This window comes from Streptomyces sp. NPDC050504 (assembly GCF_044458065.1).
In the GTDB taxonomy this organism is placed as follows: domain Bacteria; phylum Actinomycetota; class Actinomycetes; order Streptomycetales; family Streptomycetaceae; genus Streptomyces.
Genome location: NZ_JBITHO010000004.1, coordinates 727,867 through 744,738 on the forward strand (window position 1 = coordinate 727,867; position 16,872 = coordinate 744,738).

The 16,872-nt window shown below is 70.6% G+C and carries 20 protein-coding genes, 1 tRNA gene and 1 riboswitch; of the genes, 7 read left to right on the forward strand and 14 right to left on the reverse strand.

The window, feature by feature from the left end:
- Window positions 1–87 precede the first annotated feature (87 nt).
- The 3 genes from ACIBNE_RS18500 to ACIBNE_RS18510 are packed head-to-tail and all read right to left on the reverse strand — an operon-like array spanning window position 88 to window position 2,788.
- Window positions 88–1,083, reverse strand: coding sequence for an ATP-binding cassette domain-containing protein (locus ACIBNE_RS18500; protein WP_399272694.1), 996 nt, complete (start codon window positions 1,081–1,083; stop codon window positions 88–90).
- 9 nt (window positions 1,084–1,092) lie between these two features.
- Window positions 1,093–1,995: an ABC transporter permease gene (locus ACIBNE_RS18505; RefSeq protein ID WP_399272695.1), complete on the reverse strand. Its 903-nt coding sequence runs from the start codon at window positions 1,993–1,995 to the stop codon at window positions 1,093–1,095.
- The gene (locus ACIBNE_RS18510) at window positions 1,988–2,788 is read right to left on the reverse strand and encodes an ABC transporter permease (protein WP_399272697.1); all 801 of its coding nucleotides are present in this window, start codon (window positions 2,786–2,788) and stop codon (window positions 1,988–1,990) included. The genes ACIBNE_RS18505 and ACIBNE_RS18510 overlap by 8 nt, the downstream gene beginning before the upstream one ends.
- Before the next feature lie 115 nt (window positions 2,789–2,903).
- Between ACIBNE_RS18510 and ACIBNE_RS18515 the strand changes: the two genes are divergently transcribed.
- A complete protein-coding gene (locus ACIBNE_RS18515; RefSeq protein ID WP_399272978.1) occupies window positions 2,904–5,423 on the forward strand; it encodes a transglycosylase domain-containing protein in 2,520 nt (839 codons plus the stop codon).
- 92 nt (window positions 5,424–5,515) lie between these two features.
- On the opposite strand, the gene ACIBNE_RS18520 is transcribed toward ACIBNE_RS18515, so the two are convergent.
- From ACIBNE_RS18520 to ACIBNE_RS18530, 3 genes are all read right to left on the reverse strand, one after another.
- A complete protein-coding gene (locus ACIBNE_RS18520) occupies window positions 5,516–5,836 on the reverse strand; it encodes a DMT family transporter (protein WP_399272699.1) in 321 nt (106 codons plus the stop codon).
- 32 nt (window positions 5,837–5,868) lie between these two features.
- Window positions 5,869–5,937: riboswitch (guanidine-III (ykkC-III) riboswitch) on the reverse strand.
- A gap of 101 nt (window positions 5,938–6,038) precedes the next feature.
- Window positions 6,039–6,335, reverse strand: coding sequence for a co-chaperone GroES (locus ACIBNE_RS18525; RefSeq protein ID WP_223185971.1), 297 nt, complete (start codon window positions 6,333–6,335; stop codon window positions 6,039–6,041).
- A gap of 83 nt (window positions 6,336–6,418) precedes the next feature.
- On the reverse strand, window positions 6,419–6,739 hold the full coding sequence (locus ACIBNE_RS18530) for a DUF3618 domain-containing protein (protein ID WP_399272701.1): 321 nt from the start codon (window positions 6,737–6,739) through the stop codon (window positions 6,419–6,421).
- A 95-nt stretch (window positions 6,740–6,834) separates the two neighbouring features.
- Between ACIBNE_RS18530 and bcp the strand changes: the two genes are divergently transcribed.
- The 3 genes from bcp (at window position 6,835) to ACIBNE_RS18545 (ending at window position 8,242) form a co-directional block, all read left to right on the forward strand.
- Window positions 6,835–7,302, forward strand: a complete 468-nt coding sequence (bcp, locus tag ACIBNE_RS18535) for a thioredoxin-dependent thiol peroxidase (RefSeq protein WP_399272703.1) — start codon at window positions 6,835–6,837, stop codon at window positions 7,300–7,302.
- Window positions 7,303–7,449: 147 nt separating this feature from the next.
- Window positions 7,450–8,190, forward strand: a complete 741-nt coding sequence (locus tag ACIBNE_RS18540) for an HNH endonuclease (RefSeq protein WP_399272705.1) — start codon at window positions 7,450–7,452, stop codon at window positions 8,188–8,190.
- A tRNA-Leu gene (locus tag ACIBNE_RS18545) sits at window positions 8,155–8,242 on the forward strand. The genes ACIBNE_RS18540 and ACIBNE_RS18545 overlap by 36 nt, the downstream gene beginning before the upstream one ends.
- A 45-nt stretch (window positions 8,243–8,287) precedes the next feature.
- Here ACIBNE_RS18545 and rdgB read toward each other — a convergent pair.
- From rdgB to ACIBNE_RS18565, 4 genes are all read right to left on the reverse strand, one after another.
- On the reverse strand, window positions 8,288–8,890 hold the full coding sequence (rdgB, locus tag ACIBNE_RS18550; RefSeq protein WP_399272707.1) for an RdgB/HAM1 family non-canonical purine NTP pyrophosphatase: 603 nt from the start codon (window positions 8,888–8,890) through the stop codon (window positions 8,288–8,290).
- A gap of 20 nt (window positions 8,891–8,910) precedes the next feature.
- On the reverse strand, window positions 8,911–9,285 hold the full coding sequence (locus ACIBNE_RS18555; RefSeq protein ID WP_399272709.1) for a hypothetical protein: 375 nt from the start codon (window positions 9,283–9,285) through the stop codon (window positions 8,911–8,913).
- A 132-nt stretch (window positions 9,286–9,417) separates the two neighbouring features.
- Window positions 9,418–10,155, reverse strand: a complete 738-nt coding sequence (gene rph / locus ACIBNE_RS18560) for a ribonuclease PH (protein WP_399272711.1) — start codon at window positions 10,153–10,155, stop codon at window positions 9,418–9,420.
- 85 nt (window positions 10,156–10,240) lie between these two features.
- Entirely contained in the window at window positions 10,241–10,474 is a 234-nt protein-coding gene (locus tag ACIBNE_RS18565) for a glucose PTS transporter subunit EIIB (protein ID WP_042385714.1), read from the reverse strand.
- A 196-nt stretch (window positions 10,475–10,670) separates the two neighbouring features.
- Here ACIBNE_RS18565 and ACIBNE_RS18570 point away from each other — a divergent pair, with 196 nt between their 5' ends.
- Together ACIBNE_RS18570 and ACIBNE_RS18575 are read left to right on the forward strand one after the other, a co-directional pair.
- Window positions 10,671–11,966, forward strand: a complete 1,296-nt coding sequence (locus ACIBNE_RS18570) for a PTS transporter subunit EIIC (protein ID WP_399272713.1) — start codon at window positions 10,671–10,673, stop codon at window positions 11,964–11,966.
- A 287-nt stretch (window positions 11,967–12,253) separates the two neighbouring features.
- Window positions 12,254–13,507, forward strand: coding sequence for a PTS transporter subunit EIIC (locus tag ACIBNE_RS18575; protein WP_399272715.1), 1,254 nt, complete (start codon window positions 12,254–12,256; stop codon window positions 13,505–13,507).
- A gap of 70 nt (window positions 13,508–13,577) precedes the next feature.
- On the opposite strand, the gene ACIBNE_RS18580 is transcribed toward ACIBNE_RS18575, so the two are convergent.
- Complete coding sequence (locus ACIBNE_RS18580) at window positions 13,578–14,330, reverse strand: MBL fold metallo-hydrolase (protein ID WP_399272717.1); 753 nt, start codon at window positions 14,328–14,330, stop codon at window positions 13,578–13,580.
- Between the two features lie 264 nt (window positions 14,331–14,594).
- On the opposite strand from ACIBNE_RS18580, the gene ACIBNE_RS18585 reads away from it, so the two are divergent.
- The gene (locus ACIBNE_RS18585) at window positions 14,595–15,110 is read left to right on the forward strand and encodes a type II toxin-antitoxin system PemK/MazF family toxin (RefSeq protein WP_399272719.1); all 516 of its coding nucleotides are present in this window, start codon (window positions 14,595–14,597) and stop codon (window positions 15,108–15,110) included.
- A 249-nt stretch (window positions 15,111–15,359) separates the two neighbouring features.
- On the opposite strand, the gene ACIBNE_RS18590 is transcribed toward ACIBNE_RS18585, so the two are convergent.
- The 3 genes from ACIBNE_RS18590 to ACIBNE_RS18600 all read right to left on the reverse strand — a co-directional run bounded on the left by ACIBNE_RS18590 (window position 15,360) and on the right by ACIBNE_RS18600 (window position 16,841).
- Window positions 15,360–16,310, reverse strand: coding sequence for a PLP-dependent cysteine synthase family protein (locus ACIBNE_RS18590; RefSeq protein WP_399272721.1), 951 nt, complete (start codon window positions 16,308–16,310; stop codon window positions 15,360–15,362).
- Between the two features lie 8 nt (window positions 16,311–16,318).
- On the reverse strand, window positions 16,319–16,606 hold the full coding sequence (locus tag ACIBNE_RS18595) for a MoaD/ThiS family protein (RefSeq protein WP_399272723.1): 288 nt from the start codon (window positions 16,604–16,606) through the stop codon (window positions 16,319–16,321).
- A gap of 121 nt (window positions 16,607–16,727) precedes the next feature.
- Window positions 16,728–16,841 carry a putative leader peptide gene (locus ACIBNE_RS18600; protein WP_399272725.1) on the reverse strand — a complete coding sequence of 38 codons (114 nt, stop codon included), beginning with the start codon at window positions 16,839–16,841 and terminating at the stop codon, window positions 16,728–16,730.
- Between the last annotated feature and the right edge of the window lie 31 nt (window positions 16,842–16,872).

A 16,872-nucleotide genomic window follows, 5' to 3' on the forward strand; every position in this document is an offset into this window, starting at 1 on the left:
CCCGGCCGCTCCCCCGACACCCGCTCAAGCCACTCAAGCCACTCAAGCCGCCGAAGCCACCAGTGCCGCTCAAACCGCCAGCGCCGCTCAAGCCGCCGGAGCCGACCCCGAAGCCGACGCGTACATCTTCGCGATCACGGCCTCGATGTCCGGCTCCCGCACCGACAGGTCGACGAGCGGGTACCGCGCCGCGATCCCCGCCACCAGCGGCGCCGCCGAAGCCGACGAGGGGAAGGCGAGCCACTGCCTGGGCCCCTCCACCCTCACCACCCGCACCCCGTCCAGCTCGATCGGCGCGACCTCCCGCTCCAGGTCGACCACCAGCGTCCGCTCGCTCTCGCCGACCTCGTGCAGCCCCGACAGCGCCCCGTCGTACATCAGCCTGCCGTGGTCGATCACCATCACGCGCTTGCAGAGCTGCTCGATGTCCTGGAGGTCGTGCGTGGTGAGCAGGACCGTCGTGCCGCGCTCCGCGTTCAGGTCGCGCAGGAACTCCCGCACCTTCGCCTTGCTGATCACGTCCAGGCCGATCGTCGGCTCGTCCAGGTACAGCACCTCGGGGTCGTGCAGCAGCGCCGCCGCGATGTCGCCGCGCATCCGCTGCCCCAGCGACAGCTGCCGGACCGGCACGTCCAACAGCTCGGCCAGGTCGAGCAGTTCCACGCACCGCTCCAGGTTCTCCCGGAAGCGGGCGTCGGGGACCCGGTACATGCGGTGCATCAGCCGGTACGAGTCCTTCAGCGGCAGGTCCCACCAGAGCGTCGTGCGCTGCCCGAACACCACCCCGATCCGCTGCGCCAGGCGCGTGCGCTCGCGCGCGGGGTCGATGCCCGCGACCCGCAGCCGCCCGCCGCTCGGCGTGAGGATGCCCGTCAGCATCTTGATCGTGGTCGACTTGCCCGCGCCGTTGGGGCCGATGTAGCCGACCATCTCGCCGCGCGGCACCCGGAAGCTGATCCCGTCGACCGCCCGCACCCGCGTCTTCTCGCGCCGCAGCAGCCCGGCCTTCCGCGTGACGTCGAAGACCTTCTCGACCCCGTCCAGCTCGATGAACTCCGTGTCGTCGACGGCCGTGTCACCCATGAAAACGCCTCAGCTCCCCGTGGATCGGTACGAACGGATGCCCATCCGCCACGCGAGCGACGCCAGCGCGCAGCACGCCACCGCGACCAGCGGCGGCGTGAACGCCACCCACCCGGGCAGGTCCAGCGGATAGGGGCGGCCCAGCACGTACAGCGCGGGCAGCCAGTTGACGAAGGCCAGCGGGACCACGAAGGTCACCGCGCGCACCAGGTCCTTGGCGAAGACCGTCGGCGGATACTGCAACAGGGTGTTCCCGCCGTACGTGAAGGCGCTCTGCACCTCCGCCGCGTCCAGCGCCAGGAACTGGAAGGCCGCGCCCGCCACGAACACCGCGGCGAAGATCGCCGCCCCGCTGAGCAGCATCAGCGGCACCAGCAGCACCTTGTCCGCCGTCCAGTCGACGTCGACGTTCACCAGCCCGTACGCGAGGACCAGCGACCCCTGGAGGATCCGCCCGAGCCTGCGCAGCGCGTACCGGTCCGCCGCGATCTGCACCAGCACCGGCACGGGCCGCACCAGCAGCGTGTCCAGCGTCCCGTCCCGCACCCGCCGCCCGAGGCGGTCCATCGAGCCCAGCAGCAGGTCGGTGAGGCCGAACGCGGTGCTCGCCGCCCCGTACAGGAAGGCGATCTCGGGGAGCGAGTACCCGCCGAGCGCGTCCACGTGGCTGAACATCAGCAGGATCGTCACGAAGTCGAACGCGGTCACCGAGAGGTTCCCGAACAGGGTCATCGCGAACGACATGCGGTAGGCCATCGTGGAGCGGATCCACATCGCGGCGATCAGCACGTAGCAGCGCAGCCCGTGCCGCACCCCGTACGTCAACTCGGACGTCCCCCGCCTCGGCCCGGACGCGCCCGGCTTCGGCCCGTACGCCTCCGGCTTCCGCTGGGACGCCTGGGACTCAGCCACCCTGGACCACCACCCTGCGCGTCGCGACCCCTTGCAGCAGCCGCCCCGCGAACAGCAGCGCGAGCGCCCAGCCGCCCTGGAAGGCGTACGCCCCCAGCAGCCCCCACCCCGAGTACGTACCGAGGAAGACGTCCGCCGGGACCTGGAGCATCGACGACCACGGCAGCGCCCGCGCGACCTCGCCCAGCGCCCCGGGGAAGAGGTTCAGCGGCAGCAGCATCCCCGAGAAGAAGAGCGCGGCGAGCCCGCAGACCTGCGCCGCGCCCGCCCCGTCCAGCAGCCAGAACGCGGAGAGCGCCACCAGGTAGCGGACCGCGAAGCTCACGACCACGCCCAGCAGCACCGACAGCAGGAAGGCCGCCCAGACCAGCGGGTTCGCCGGGAACACCAGGTCGAAGGCGAGCGCCCCCACCGCCATCGGCGCGATCCCCCGCCCCAGCAGGTGGAACGCGGCCCTGCCGACGTCACCCGCCAGCCACCACAGCTGGAGGTCGGCGGGGCGGTACAGGTCGATCGCGATGTCACCCGTACGGATGCGCTCGATCAACTCGTCCTCGAAGCCGCCGCCCATCATCGCGCAGGTCATCAGCAGCGCCTGGCCGAGCCACACGTAGGTGAGCGCCTGGCTCAGGTCGTAGCCCCCGAGCTGCGGCCGCTCGTCCCACAGGGCGATGTAGGTGTACGCCATGATGAAGCCGAACACCGTGTTGGTGAACACCCCGGCGGCGGTGGCCACCCGATAGGTCGCGTAGCGCCTGAAGCCCCCGGCGGCAACGACCCCGTAGAGCCGCATGGCTGACCTCCCCTCAGGCTCCGGACACCAAAGCGCAGGATCGTAGCCCAGCCGCCGCACGCGCCGCGAACGCTTTTCCGCATCCGAAAAGTGCAGTATGGGTGACATGGCTGACATGAGCGACGAGCCGCAGCAGGGCTGGGCACCCCGGGACGGCACGCCGCAGGGCAGCGGCCCCGAGGGCGGGCAGCCCCAGCCGCCGGGACAGGACGGGGGCGGGCCGACGGCCCCCGGCGAGCAGGGCCAAAAGGGCAGGAAGCCGAAGAAGAAGCGGCCCAAGCGCACCGGCTGGCGACGGCTGATCCCCACCTGGCGCATGCTGCTCGGCGCCTTCCTGCTCGTCGTCCTGCTGCTGGCGGGCGGCTTCGTCGCCGGCTACATGCTGGTCAGCATCCCCCCGGCGAACGCGAGCGCCACCGCCCAGTCCAACGTCTACCTCTACAAGGACGGCTCGCAGCTCGCCCGCGACGGCGAGGTCAACCGGGAGAACATCAAGCTCTCCCAGGTCCCCCTCAACGTCCGGCACGCCGTGCTCGCCGCCGAGGACCGCGACTTCTACTCCGAGCGCGCCGTCGACGTGAAGGCCATGGTCCGCGCGGGCTGGAACACCCTGACCGGCAAGGGCAAGCAGGGCGGCTCCACCATCACCCAGCAGTACGTCAAGAACTACTACCTGGGCCAGGAGCAGACCCTCGTCCGCAAGGGCAAGGAGTTCTTCATCGCGATCAAGCTCAACCGCGAGCAGAGCAAGGACCAGATCTTCGAGGGGTACCTCAACACCAGCTACTTCGGACGCAACGCCTACGGCATCCAGGCCGCTGCCCAGGCGTACTACGGCAAGGACGTCGAGGAGCTCGGCACCGCCGAGGGCGCCTACCTCGCCTCGCTGCTCAACGCCCCCAGCGCGTACGACGTCGTGGTGCACCCGGAGAACACCGGGCGGGCCACGGCCCGCTGGAACTACGTGCTCGACGGCATGGTCAAGGAGGACTGGCTCGCCCCGCCCGCCCGCGCGTCGATGAAGTTCCCCGTGCCGGGCAAGGCCAAGCCCGCGACCGGGATGAGCGGCCAGCGCGGCTACGTGGTGCAGGCCGTCGAGGAGTACCTCACCAGCAACAAGATCATCGACGAGAACACCCTGGCGGCCGGCGGCTTCCGGATCACCACCACGCTCGACCGGGACAAGCAGACCGCGTTCGTGAAGGCCGCCGAGGAGCAGGTCCTCGACAAGCTCGACGCCGACCGCGAGGAGGACCGCAACGTCCGCGTCGGCGGCGCCTCCATCGACCCCGGGACCGGCAGGGTCGTCGCGATGTACGGCGGCGTCGACTACATCAAGCAGTACGTGAACAACGCGACCCGCCGCGACTACCAGGTGGGCTCCACCTTCAAGCCGTTCGTCTTCACCTCGGCCGTCGCCAACGAGTCGACCACCCAGGACGGCCGCAGGATCACCCCGAACACCGTCTACGACGGCACCAACAAGCGCACGGTCCAGGGCCCCGAGGGCCCGACCGACTACGCGCCGGAGAACGAGGACAACGTCTCGTACGGGATGATCTCCGTCCGCACCGCGACCGACAAGTCCGTCAACTCCGTGTACGCGCAGATGGCCCAGGACGTGGGCCCCGCCAAGGTCAAGCGGACCGCGATCGACCTCGGCATCCCCGAGAGCACCCCCGACCTCACCGCGTCGCCCTCCATCGCGCTCGGCCCGGCCACCGCGAGCGTCCTCGACATCACCGAGGCGTACGCGACGCTCGCCAACCACGGCAAGCACGGCGCGTACTCCCTGGTCGTGAAGGTCACCAAGGACGGCGAAGAGGTCCAGCTGCCCGAGCGGAAGGTCGAGCAGGCGGTGAGCCGGGAGGCCGCCGACACCACGACGGCCGTCCTGCGCAGCGTCGTCGAGAGCGGCACCGGCCGCCCCGCGCAGGAGGCGGGCCGCCCGGCCGCGGGCAAGACCGGCACGGCCGAGGAGGACAAGGCGGCGTGGTTCGCCGCGTACACCCCGGAGCTGGCGACGGTCGTCGCGGTGATGGGCCAGGACCCGGACACGGCGGTGCAGAAGCCGCTGTACGGGGCGCTGGGCCTGTCGCGCATCAACGGCAGCGGGCCGCCCGCGCGGGTGTGGGCGCAGTACACGAAGGCGGCGCTCGAAGGGACCGAGGTCCAGGAGTTCGACCTCGAACTGGAGGAGGGCGCGGGCGAGGTGGAGGCGCCCGTCGAGCCGCAGAACCCGGCGGAGACCGAGGAGCCCGGCGACCAGCAGGGCCAGGCGCAGGGCGGCCAGGACCAGGGGGGTCAGGCGCAAGGGGGTCAGGACCAGGGCGGCCAGAACCAGGGCGGCCAGGCGCAGGGAGGCCAGAACCAGGGCGGGCAGGCGCAGGGGGGCCAGAACCAGGGCGGCCAGAACCAAGGGGGCCAGGCACAGGGCGGCCAGGCGCAGGGCGGCCAGGACCAAGGGGGCCAGGCGCAGGGCGGCCAGGTACAGGGCGGCCAGGCGCAAGGGGGTCAGGCGCAGGGCGGCCAGGACCAGGGCGGCGGCGGGAACGACGGGGGCGGGGGCGGACCCGGGGGCGGCGACGGCGGGAACGAGGGGCCGGGCGGCGGGGACGGCGGGGGCGGCGAGTGACCGCCTGAGGCCCTCCAGGAGGAACGGCGCCCCGCCCCTGGGCCGTACGGCTGACGTCCGTACGGCCCGGGGGCCGGCTCCCCCGAGTGCTCCTAGTGCCCCGAGGTCAGCTTCAGGCCCACCACGGCGACCAGCAGCAGGCAGATGAAGAAGATCCGGGCGGCGGTCGCGGGCTCACCGAGCAGCATCATGCCGAGCACCGCCGCACCGGCCGCGCCGATGCCGACCCACACGCCGTACGCCGTGCCGATCGGCAGGGTCTTGGCGGCCTGTGCCAGCAGCACCATGCTCGCGACGATTCCGATACCGGTGAACACACTGGGCCACAGGCGGGTGAACCCCTCGGTGTACTTCATCCCGATCGACCAGCCGACTTCCAGCAGACCAGCGACGGCAAGCAGGACCCAGGCCATGACGGCACCTCCGACAACGCGTGAATGAACGGGGTGCGTCGTCTTTGCGGAGCCCGGTACGGCGCGTCTCGTCGGGGTCCCTCGACCGTAGCAAAGAATCGGCAAAGGGGCCCCGTGACCACGGTCACGGGGCCCCTCGGCCGAACGGCCGGAGCAGCTGGAACGGCCCGAACGGCCGGTCCGAACGGACCGGCCGGACCGGCTACAAGTACAGCCCGGTCGAGTCCTCGGAGACCCGCTCGGACGCCACGGCGTGCAGGTCGCGCTCGCGCATCAGGACGTACGCGATGCCCCGCACCTCGACCTCGGCGCGGTCCTCGGGGTCGTACAGCACGCGGTCGCCGGGCTCCACGGTCCGTACGTTCTGCCCCACGGCCACCACCTCGGCCCAGGCCAGGCGCTTGCCCACGGCAGCGGTCGCCGGAATCAGGATGCCGCCGCCCGAGCGCCGCTCGCCCTCCGGGGTGTCGGACCGGACCAGCACGCGGTCGTGCAGCATCCGGATGGGCAGCTTGTCGTGCTCCCCGTGGGCCTTCGACTCGGTCGTCTTCTCGTTCACGCCCCCGAACCTACCTGCCCGCTTCACGCACGCCGACGGCGCACCGAGAGCGTGAGCAGCCCCACGACCCCGACGGTCAGCAGCGCGACCGGCACGATCCGCTCGACCCTGGGCGCCCCGTCCTCGTCGACGAACTGTGCGCGCACGTCCGAGACGGCGCGGTTCACAGCCTCGAAGGCGCGGCCGGCCGTCTGGTCGACCGACGACGCCACCTTCGCCTTCACGTCACCGACGATCGTCGAGGGGTGCAGCCGCACCCCGATCTCGTCGAGCGTGACGGCGAGCTGGTCCCGTCGCGTCTTGATGTCCGCCTCGATCTGCGCAGGGGTCCTTGCTTCCGACACTGCGCCGCCTCCGTGGTCCGGTCCGTTATCCGACGTCGACAGTCTGTCAGCTCACCGGCCCGCGCACCCCACGGCACCCCTATTACGCTCAAGGCATGAGCGAGCGACTTCAGCCCGGCGACACCGCACCGGCCTTCACCCTGCCCGACGCGGACGGCAACGAGATCTCCCTGGCGGACCACAAGGGCCGCAAGGTCATCGTCTACTTCTACCCGGCGGCCCTCACCCCCGGCTGCACCAAGCAGGCGTGCGACTTCACCGACAACCTCGACGTGCTGGCGGGCGCGGGGTACGACGTGATCGGCGTCTCGCCGGACAAGCCGGAGAAGCTGGCGAAGTTCAGGGAGAAGGAGAACCTGAAGGTCACGCTGGTGGGCGACCCGTCGAAGGAGGTCCTGGAGGCGTACGGCGCGTTCGGCGAGAAGAAGCTGTACGGCAAGACGGTGACGGGCGTCATCCGGTCGACGGTGGTGGTGGACGAGGAGGGGAAGGTCGAGCGCGCCTTCTACAACGTGAAGGCGACGGGCCACGTCGCCAAGATCATCCGAGACCTCGGCATCTGAGGGCCCGGCATCTGAGGGCCCCCCTTCCACCGGCCCGCCCCACGGGAAACGGGGCGGGTCGTTCCGCATTCCGGACGTGACGGTCCGATGAGCGGTTCGTTGATCCGTACGAGGCCGCGAACGCGTGGCCGGATGCGGAGGGGAACGATGCCTGCGAGCCCGTACACCCACGAACGCCTGGCCGCGGCGGCGGGCGCGTCGCGGACGCTGTCCGAGGCGCTGACGCGGTTGGGGGTGGATCCGAGGAGCCCGACGCGGCATTACCTGCGCGAACGGATGAGGAAGCTGGGCGTCGACACCTTTCACTTCGAACGCGAGGGCACTCGCTGGACCAGAGCGGTACTGGAGCCGGTGGTCGCCGCTTCGAGCAGCGTGTACGAAGTCCTGCGGCGGCTCGGGCTCGAAGAAGTGGGCGGCCACTACACCAACATCAGCCGCCGCATCAAGGCGTACGGCATCGACACCTCCCACTTCCGTGCGCACATACGCACCGGAAGGATGCGGAACAACCACCGTCGTCGGACGGCCGAGGAAATGCTGGTGGACAACCGGTCCCCGCACGCCAAGCGCACGCCCGGCAGCCAGCTCAAGCGAGCACTGCGCGAGATCGGCGTCGATTCCCGCTGCGCCCTGTGCGGCATCGAACCCTTCTGGCAGGGCCACCCGCTGCCCCTTGAGGTCGACCACGTCAACGGCGACTGGCGCGACAACCGCCGGGAGAACCTCCGGCTGCTCTGCCCCAACTGTCATGCGGTCACCAGCACCTGGTGCAGGGGCGGCAGGCGCGGTCGCCACCGCCGGGGAATCCCCGCACCGGCCTCGCCGCCCGCCCGGTACGATGGCAGGCGGCGAGCGGCGGTGGCGCAACAGGCGACGCAGCAGACTTAGGATCTGTGGCCCGTGAAACGGCTTGAGGGTTCGAATCCCTTCCGCCGCACCAAGAACGGCCTGTGAATCAAAGGTTCGATTCACAGGCCGTTTCGCGTCAGCCCAACAGCTCCCGCACCACCGGCACCAGTGCCCGGAACGCCTTGCCGCGGTGGGAGATCGCGTTCTTCTCCTCGGCCGTCAGCTCCGCGCACGTGCGCGTCTCGCCGTCCGGCTGGAGGATCGGGTCGTAGCCGAAGCCGCCCTCGCCGGACGGCGAGAGGCGCAGGGTGCCGGGGAGGCGGCCCTCGACGACGCGTTCCGTGCCGTCGGGCAGGGCCAGGGCCGCGGCGCACCTGAAGTGGGCGGCGCGGTGCGGGGCGTCGATGTCGGAGAGCTGGGCCAGGAGGAGGTCCAGGTTCGCCGTGTCGTCGCCGTGCCGGCCGGCCCAGCGCGCGGAGAAGATGCCGGGCGCGCCGCCGAGGACGTCGACGCACAGGCCTGAGTCGTCGGCGACGGCGGGGAGACCGGTGGCCTGCGCCATCGCGTGCGCCTTGAGCAGCGCGTTCTCGGCGAAGGTGACGCCGGTCTCCTTGACGTCGGGGATCTCGGGGTAGGCGTCGGTGCCGACGAGTTCGTGGGGCAGTCCGGCGTCGGCGAGGATCGAGCGGAGTTCGGTGATCTTCCCGGCGTTGCGGGTGGCGAGGATCAGGCGGGTCATGCCCGTTACGGTACGGGGTGTCAGGGGGTGCAGATCTTGCCGATCTCCTTGGTCGCGTCCGTGATCGGGCTGAGGTCGGGGGTCCTGTCGCCCTTTTCGACGGCGTCGCGGACGCTGGCGACGCCGTTCTTGAGGTCGTCGACCGCCTTTTCGAGGTCGGCGTCGTCCGTCCGGTCGCCGAGGCGGTCGAGCTCGTTCTTGATCTCGTCCAGTTCCTTGTCCGCGGTGCTCGGCTCCAGCGCCGCGTTCTTCGCCGCGCGTTGGAGGTTGTCGACGCTGTTCGAGATGGCGTCGGCGGTCTGGACGCAGTCCACGGCCTTCTCGATCGCGCTGCAGCCGACCGCGGCCGTCAGGGCCAGGGCCGCGGCGGCCAGGGCAAGGGTGATACGACGCATGGAACTGGTCCTCCCCGGGTGTACGGATACGGGCGCACGGTCAGGCCCGTGTGTCCGTATCCGTACGGACGCGGGAAGCGCTCCCCCAGTTGCTTCGGGCAGTCGCTTCGGGCGGTCGCTTCGGGGGCCCGGCTACGCGTCGCGCTGCTCGGCGAGCACCCGCTCCTGGATCGCGGTGAGTTCGGCGCAGCCGCCCGCCGCGAGGTCGAGGAGGGCGTTCAGCTCCTTGCGGTCGAAGGGCTCGGCCTCGGCGGTGCCCTGGACCTCGACGAAGCGGCCGTCGCCGGTGCAGACGACGTTCATGTCGGTGTCGGCGCGGACGTCCTCCTCGTAGCAGAGGTCGAGGAGGGGGACGCCGTCGACGATGCCGACGGAGACGGCGGCGACGGTGCCGGTGAGGGGCTTGCGGGTGGCGCGGATGAGCTTGTTCTCGCGGGACCAGGTGATGGCGTCGGCGAGGGCGACGTAGGCGCCGGTGATGGCGGCGGTGCGGGTGCCGCCGTCGGCCTGGAGGACGTCGCAGTCCAGGACGACGGTGTTCTCGCCGAGCTGCTTGAAGTCGATGACGGCGCGCAGGGAGCGGCCGATGAGGCGGCTGATCTCGTGGGTGCGGCCGCCGATCTTGCCGCGTACGGCTTCGCGGTCGCCGCGGGTGTTGGTGGCGCGCGGGAGCATGGAGTACTCGGCGGTGACCCAGCCTTCGCCGCTGCCCTTGCGCCAGCGGGGCACGCCTTCGGTGACGGAGGCCGTGCAGAAGACCTTCGTGTCGCCGAAGGAGACGAGGACGGAGCCTTCTGCGTGCTTGCTCCAGCCGCGTTCGATGGTGACGGGGCGGAGCTGTTCGGCGGTACGGCCGTCGGTTCGAGACATGGGCTGAGCCTATCCGGCCGAATGGGGGCACACGGCACGCGAAAGGGCCCCCTCGGGGAGGGGGCCCTTTCGAAGCGTCAGTCGCTCACATCATGTCTTCGATGTCGGCGGCGATGGGGTCGGCGTCGGTGCCGATGACGACCTGGATGGCGGTGCCCATCTTCACGACGCCGTGGGCGCCGGCGGCCTTGAGGGCGGCCTCGTCGACGAGGCTCGGGTCGTGGACCTCGGTGCGGAGGCGGGTGATGCAGCCTTCGACCTCTTCGATGTTGTCGATACCGCCGAGCCCGGCGACGATCTTCTCAGCCTTGGTGGCCATGTCTGACTCCTGAGTGTCTCGGCACCGGCGCTCCGGTCCGTTTCATCAAGGTAACGCACGTTTGGACCACTTATGCGAGCGTTATGGGCCGTTGGATCGCAGGATGACGATCACCGGCTCCGTGCGCACGGGATGAGTGGTCTACACCAGTGTACGGCGGGTGCCGGACGATCCGGTCAGCGCCAGGAGGACGCCGATGAGCTCGAACGCCTCCGCCGTACAGACCCCCTGGTACCAGGGGCTGTTCAGCGGACTCCAGAAGATGGGCCGCTCGCTCCAGCTGCCCATCGCCGTGCTCCCCGCGGCCGGCATCCTCAACCGCCTCGGCCAGGACGACGTCTTCGGCAAGGACGGGCTCGGCTGGAACGACGTGGCGAAGGTCTTCGGGGGCGCGGGCGGCGCGCTGCTCGACTCCTCGCTCGGACTTCCGCTGCTCTTCTGCGTCGGCGTCGCGATCGGCATGGCGAAGAAGGCGGACGGCTCGACGGCGCTCGCCGCCGTGGTCGGCTTCCTCGTCTACTACAACGTGCTGCGCCAGTTCCCCGAGGACTGCGCCGCGGGCGCGGTGCTCAAGGGCAACCAGTGCGTGGACTTCGCGACGCAGGCGGCGTCCAACGCCACGTACCAGAATCCCGGGGTCTTCGGCGGCATCGTCATCGGCCTGCTGAGCGCGTGGTTCTGGCAGCGCTACCACCGCGTGAAGCTGGTCGACTGGCTGGGCTTCTTCAACGGCCGGCGCCTGGTGCCGATCCTGATGTCGTTCGTGGCGCTGGCCTTCGCGGTGGTCTGCCTGTGGGTGTGGCCGCCGATCGGTGACGCGCTGGTCAGCTTCTCGAAGTGGATGACGGACCTCGGTTCGGGGGGCGCTGGCATCTTCGGCGTCGCGAACCGCGCGCTGCTGGTGATCGGCATGCACCAGTTCCTGAACACCTTCATGTGGTTCCAGTTCGGCGACTACACCAAGGCGGACGGGACGGTCGTCCACGGCGACATCAACCGGTTCCTGGCGGGCGACCCGACGGCGGGCCAGTTCACCACCGGCTTCTTCCCGATCATGATGTTCGCCCTGCCGGCCGCGGCCCTGGCGATCGCGCACTGCGCCAAGCCGCACCGCCGCAAGGAGGTCGGCGGCATGATGCTCTCGGTCGGCCTGACGTCCTTCGTCACGGGCGTGACCGAGCCGATCGAGTACTCGTTCCTGTTCATCGCCCCGGTGCTGTACGGCATCCACGCGGTACTCACGGGCGTGTCCATGGCCGTGACCTGGGCACTCGGCGTGAAGGACGGCTTCAGCTTCTCGGCGGGCCTGATCGACTACGTCATCAACTGGGGGCTCGCCACGAAGCCCTGGATGATCATCCCGATCGGTCTGGCGTTCGCCGCGGTCTACTACGCGATCTTCCGGTTCGCGATCATCAAGTTCAACCTGCCGACGCCGGGCCGCGAGCCCGAGGAGCTGGCGGAGGAGCTGGAGCGCGACAACGTGAAGTAGGCGTACGCCGACGTCACGGTCAGACCCACCCGGCGGGACTTACGCAAGGCCCTTGGACTTAACGGTCCAGGGGCCTTGCGCATGCCCTGACCAGGGCTTATGCCCCTCCCGGACACCCCGTGGATATCGATTGGAAATCGCAGGTTCCTTATCTAACCCTCACCGTGCTAAAACTGGTCTACACCACTCATTGGTGTAGACCACGCGGCCCCCCGCGTACCCCCTTGAGACGCCGCCGTCCCCCGTTAACTGTCCCCTGGCGGCGCCTTGCCCACTGGAGGAAGTTGATGAGTACGGACACCGCCGCCAAAGCGGCGCCGGCGAAGAAGCGGGGCTCTGGCGTTTTCCAGGGTCTCCAGAAGGTCGGCCGCAGCCTTCAGCTGCCCATCGCCGTGCTGCCCGCCGCGGGCATCATGGTCCGCCTCGGCAAGGACGACGTCTTCGGCAAGGACGGGCTCGGCTGGGACAAGGTAGCCGCCGTCTTCGACAACGCGGGCGGCGCCATCACCGGCGCGCTCCCGATCCTGTTCTGCATCGGCGTCGCCATCGGCTTCGCCAAGAAGGCGGACGGCTCGACGGCGCTCGCCGCCGTGGTCGGCTTCCTGGTCTACAGCAAGGTGCTGGAGGCGTTCCCGGTCTCCGAGGCCGTCGTCAAGGCGGGCAAGGACGATCCGGCGGTCTACAACAACCCCGGTGTGCTCGGCGGCATCATCATGGGTCTGCTGGCCGCGGTGTTCTGGCAGAAGTACCACCGCACCAAGCTGGTGGACTGGCTGGGCTTCTTCAACGGCCGCAGGCTCGTCCCGATCATGATGGCCTTCGTCGGCATCGTCGTCGGCGTCTTCTTCGGCCTGGTCTGGGAGCCGATCGGCGAGGGCATCTCCAGCTTCGCCGAGTGGATGACCGGCCTGGGTGCCGGTGGCGCCGCGCTCTTCGGCGGCATCAACCGCGCGCTGATCCCGATCGGCATGCACCAGTTCGTGAACACCGTCGCCTGGTTCCAGCTCGGTGACTTCACCCAGCCCGACGGCACCGTCGTGCACGGCGACATCACCCGCTTCCTGGCCGGCGACCCCTCCGCCGGCATGTACCAGTCGGGCTTCTTCCCGATCATGATGTTCGGCCTCCCGGCCGCCGCCATCGCCATCGCGCACTGCGCCCGCCCCGAGCGCCGCAAGGCCGTCCTCGGCATGATGGGTTCGCTGGCCCTGACCTCGTTCGTCACCGGTGTGACCGAGCCGATCGAGTTCACCTTCATGTTCATCGCCCCGCTGCTGTACGTCCTCCACATCGTGCTGACCGCCATCTCGATGGCCGTCACCTGGGGGCTGGGCGTGCACGCCGGATTCAACTTCTCGGCGGGCTTCATCGACTACGCGCTCAACTGGAGCCTGGCGACCAAGCCGTGGCTGATCATCCCGATCGGTCTGGCCTTCGGCGCGCTGTACTACTTCGTCTTCCGCTTCGCGATCGTCAAGTTCAACCTCACCACCCCGGGCCGTGAGCCCGAGGAGGAGATCGAGGACCTGACGAAGGCGTAGTCCTTCCCCCCGTACGCGAAAGGGGCCCCGGAACCGCATAGGTTCCGGGGCCCCTTTTCTCGTTTCCGCGTCAGAGCTCGTACACCGCGTGCGGGACGGCCAGTTCGGTCGGGCCTTCGAAGACCGCGCGGGCGTCGGCCAGGTTGCGCTCCGCGTCCGTCCACGGCGGGATGTGCGTGAGCACCAGGCGGCCCACCCCGGCGCGCCGCGCGTGCTCGCCCGCCTGGCGGCCGTTGAGGTGCAGCTCGGGGATGTCCTCCTTGCCGTGCGTGAACGCGGCCTCGCAGAGGAACAGGTCGGCGCCTTCGGCCAGTTCGTGCAGCGCGTCGCAGACCCCGGTGTCGCCGGAGTACGCGAGCGACCTGCCGCCGTGCTCGACGCGGATGCCGAAGGTGTCGACCGGGTGGCGCACCTTCTCGGTGCGCACCGCGAAGGGGCCGATGTCGAAGGAGCCCGCCTTGAGCGTGTGGAAGTCGAAGACCTCGCTCATCGCGCGCTCGGACGGCACGTCGGCGTACGCGTCGCAGAGCCGTTCCTCGGTGCCTTCGGGGCCGTACACGGGGATCGGGGCGCAGCGGCCGCCGTCGTGCCGGTAGTAGCGCGCGACGAAGAACGCGCACATGTCGATGCAGTGGTCCGGGTGGAGGTGGCTGAGGAAGACGGCGTCGATGTCGTACAGGTCGATGTGTCGCTGCACCGCGCCGAGGGCGCCGTTGCCCAGGTCGAGGAGCAGCCGGAAGCCGTCGGCCTCTACGAGGTAGCTGGAGCAGGCGGACTCCGCGGAGGGGAACGAGCCTGAACAGCCGACGACGGTGAGCTTCATGGAGCGTGAACCTCCGGGGCTTCAAGGACGGGGAGGGTTCGTGCGGGTGAGCGGGTGCTTCGTGCGGGTGCGGGGGGTTTCGTGCGGTGCTGCGGAGGGACGCGGCGTGCGCGGGCGGTGCGCGCAGTGACAAGCGGTTCATCGAGCGTAAGGCGGGAAACGGCCCGTCGCTCCTCTGGGGCGGGCCGTTGTGGGGGAACTCACCTGGGCAGTCACCGGTTCGGGTGGCGCGCGGGGTGGGCGGGGCGCCGGTACGGTCGGGGTATGGACACGTCCTGGTGGCTCGGGCTGCTCGCCGTCGTGGCGATCGCGCTCGTCGTGGCGGTGGCGGACGGGCGCGGGCGCGGTGGTCCCGGTGCGCGGGGCAGGGGTACGGCTCGGGGCGGGCGGCCCCCCGGTCGGACGCGGCCTCCGGGGCGGGCGTCCGGCGGAGGTCCGGGGCGGCCTTCCGGCCCCCGGCGCACCGGGCGGGTGCCCAGGGCGGGCGAGATCTGGTGGGCGGACGTCCCCTACGAGGACGGGCCCGGGTCCAAGGACCGGCCGTGCCTGGTGCTCTCGGTGCACGGGGAGACGGCGCTCGTCGCGAAGATCACCAGCAAGTACCACGACGAGCGGCCCGGGGTCATCGCGCTGCCGCCGGGGTCGGTGGGGGACGCGCAGGGGCGGCCGAGCTTCCTGGAGACGGACGAGTTGCGGGACGTGCGGGTGTGGGAGTTCCGGCGGCGGGTGGGGGTCGCGGATCCCGTGGTCTGGGACCAGGTGAGGCACCTGGCCCGGTGAGGCGGGGGCCCGGCGGCTGCGGGGCTCGGTGCGGCCGGGTGCGAGTTCCGCTGCGCGGGGCGTTCCCCCACCCCGCCCCTTCCCGAAACCCTCCGGGGGCCTTGCGGGGCGGGAGGGCACGCGCGGCGTGTGCCCCACCCTCGCGCAGTTCCCCGCGCCCCTAAAAGGGGCGCGGGGAAGGGGCGGGGTGGGGTGGGGCTCGCCGCAGGCGAAACGGCGCACCCCGTTGCGTGGCGCTCCTCGGAGGGGCTACGCCCAGAGTTGGCCGTGGAGGGTTTCGATCGCGGCTTCCGTGGTGGGCGCCGTGTACACCCCCGTGGACAGGTACTTCCAGCCCCCGTCGGCCACGACGAACACGATGTCCGCGGACTCCCCCGCCTGCACCGCCTTCTTCCCCACTCCGATGGCCGCGTGCAGCGCCGCCCCCGTGGAGACGCCCGCGAAGATCCCCTCCTGCTGGAGGAGTTCGCGGGTGCGGGTGACCGCGTCGGCGGAGCCGACCGAGAAGCGGGTGGTCAGGACGGACGCGTCGTACAGCTCGGGCACGAACCCCTCGTCGAGGTTCCGCAGCCCGTACACGAGGTCGTCGTAGCGCGGCTCGGCCGCGACGATCCGGACCCCGGGGACGTTCTCGCGGAGGTAGCGCCCGACGCCCATGAGCGTGCCGGTCGTGCCGAGGCCCGCCACGAAGTGGGTGATCGAGGGGAGGTCGGCGAGGATCTCCGGGCCCGTGGTCGCGTAGTGCGCGCCCGCGTTGTCCGGGTTGCCGTACTGGTAGAGCATCACCCAGGACGGGTTCTCCGCGGACAGCTCCTTGGCGACCCGTACGGCCGTGTTGGAGCCGCCGGCCGCGGGGGACGACACGATCTCCGCGCCCCACATCGCGAGGAGGTCCCGGCGCTCCTGCGAGGTGTTCTCCGGCATGACGCAGACGATGCGGTAGCCCTTGAGCTTGGCCGCCATCGCCAGGGAGATGCCGGTGTTGCCGCTGGTCGGCTCCAGGATGGTGCAGCCGGGGGTGAGCCGGCCGTCCTTCTCGGCCTGCTCGATCATGTGGAGCGCGGGGCGGTCCTTGACCGAGCCCGTCGGGTTGCGGTCCTCCAGCTTGGCCCAGATCCGGACGGAGTCCGAGGGCGAGAGGCGCGGCAGCCGGACGAGCGGCGTGTTGCCGACCGCGGCGAGCGGGGAGTCGTATCGCATCAGGGGTCTCAGCTCATGCCGCCGGCCACGGCCGGGAGGATCGTGACGCTGTCGCCGTCGGTGAGCTTGGTGGAGATGCCGTCGAGGAAGCGGACGTCCTCGTCGTTGAGGTACACGTTCACGAAGCGGCGCAGTTCGCCGCCCTTGGCGCCGTCGACGATGCGCTCGGCGATGCCCGCGTGGCGGGTGTCGAGGTCGGCGAAGAGGTCGGCGAGGGTCGCCCCGCTGCCCTCCACCGCCTTGGCGCCGTCGGTGTAGGTGCGGAGGATGGTGGGGATGCGGACCTCGATGGCCATGGCTTGCGGCTCCTGTCGGAAGGGTGTGGCGTGTGTGGCGTCGTGCGACGTCACGGCTGGCTGACGTGCTGGGGCGCGGGCGGGGTGCCCGCCGCGCGCGGGGTCGGGCCCGGCCGCCGGGTCAGGCGGCGCCGCGCGGACACATCGCGCTGGTGGTCCTGCACAGGTCGACGTGCAGCCGCGCGACGAGCAGCACTGTGCCCGGCGTCTGAATGCTCACGTCGTTCGAAACCATGCGGTCATCGTATCGATTCCCGGTCCCCGAA

Bases quoted from the DNA above. Each gene is read 5' to 3' on its own strand.
- ACIBNE_RS18510 (WP_399272697.1), bottom strand. From the start codon at position 2,788: ATGCGGCTCTACGGGGTCGTTGCCGCCGGGGGCTTCAGGCGCTACGCG.
- ACIBNE_RS18525 (WP_223185971.1), bottom strand. From the start codon at position 6,335: ATGCTGCACGACCGCGTGCTGGTCCGGTCCGACACCCCGGAGGGCGAG.
- ACIBNE_RS18515 (WP_399272978.1), top strand. From the start codon at position 2,904: ATGAGCGACGAGCCGCAGCAGGGCTGGGCACCCCGGGACGGCACGCCG.
- bcp (WP_399272703.1), top strand. From the start codon at position 6,835: ATGAGCGAGCGACTTCAGCCCGGCGACACCGCACCGGCCTTCACCCTG.
- ACIBNE_RS18575 (WP_399272715.1), top strand. From the start codon at position 12,254: ATGAGTACGGACACCGCCGCCAAAGCGGCGCCGGCGAAGAAGCGGGGC.
- ACIBNE_RS18590 (WP_399272721.1), bottom strand. From the start codon at position 16,310: ATGCGATACGACTCCCCGCTCGCCGCGGTCGGCAACACGCCGCTCGTC.
- ACIBNE_RS18555 (WP_399272709.1), bottom strand. From the start codon at position 9,285: ATGCGTCGTATCACCCTTGCCCTGGCCGCCGCGGCCCTGGCCCTGACG.
- rdgB (WP_399272707.1), bottom strand. From the start codon at position 8,890: ATGACCCGCCTGATCCTCGCCACCCGCAACGCCGGGAAGATCACCGAA.
- ACIBNE_RS18585 (WP_399272719.1), top strand. From the start codon at position 14,595: ATGGACACGTCCTGGTGGCTCGGGCTGCTCGCCGTCGTGGCGATCGCG.
- ACIBNE_RS18600 (WP_399272725.1), bottom strand. From the start codon at position 16,841: ATGGTTTCGAACGACGTGAGCATTCAGACGCCGGGCACAGTGCTGCTC.
- rph (WP_399272711.1), bottom strand. From the start codon at position 10,155: ATGTCTCGAACCGACGGCCGTACCGCCGAACAGCTCCGCCCCGTCACC.
- ACIBNE_RS18500 (WP_399272694.1), bottom strand. From the start codon at position 1,083: ATGGGTGACACGGCCGTCGACGACACGGAGTTCATCGAGCTGGACGGG.
- ACIBNE_RS18595 (WP_399272723.1), bottom strand. From the start codon at position 16,606: ATGGCCATCGAGGTCCGCATCCCCACCATCCTCCGCACCTACACCGAC.
- ACIBNE_RS18520 (WP_399272699.1), bottom strand. From the start codon at position 5,836: ATGGCCTGGGTCCTGCTTGCCGTCGCTGGTCTGCTGGAAGTCGGCTGG.
- ACIBNE_RS18570 (WP_399272713.1), top strand. From the start codon at position 10,671: ATGAGCTCGAACGCCTCCGCCGTACAGACCCCCTGGTACCAGGGGCTG.
- ACIBNE_RS18580 (WP_399272717.1), bottom strand. From the start codon at position 14,330: ATGAAGCTCACCGTCGTCGGCTGTTCAGGCTCGTTCCCCTCCGCGGAG.
- ACIBNE_RS18565 (WP_042385714.1), bottom strand. From the start codon at position 10,474: ATGGCCACCAAGGCTGAGAAGATCGTCGCCGGGCTCGGCGGTATCGAC.
- ACIBNE_RS18540 (WP_399272705.1), top strand. From the start codon at position 7,450: ATGCCTGCGAGCCCGTACACCCACGAACGCCTGGCCGCGGCGGCGGGC.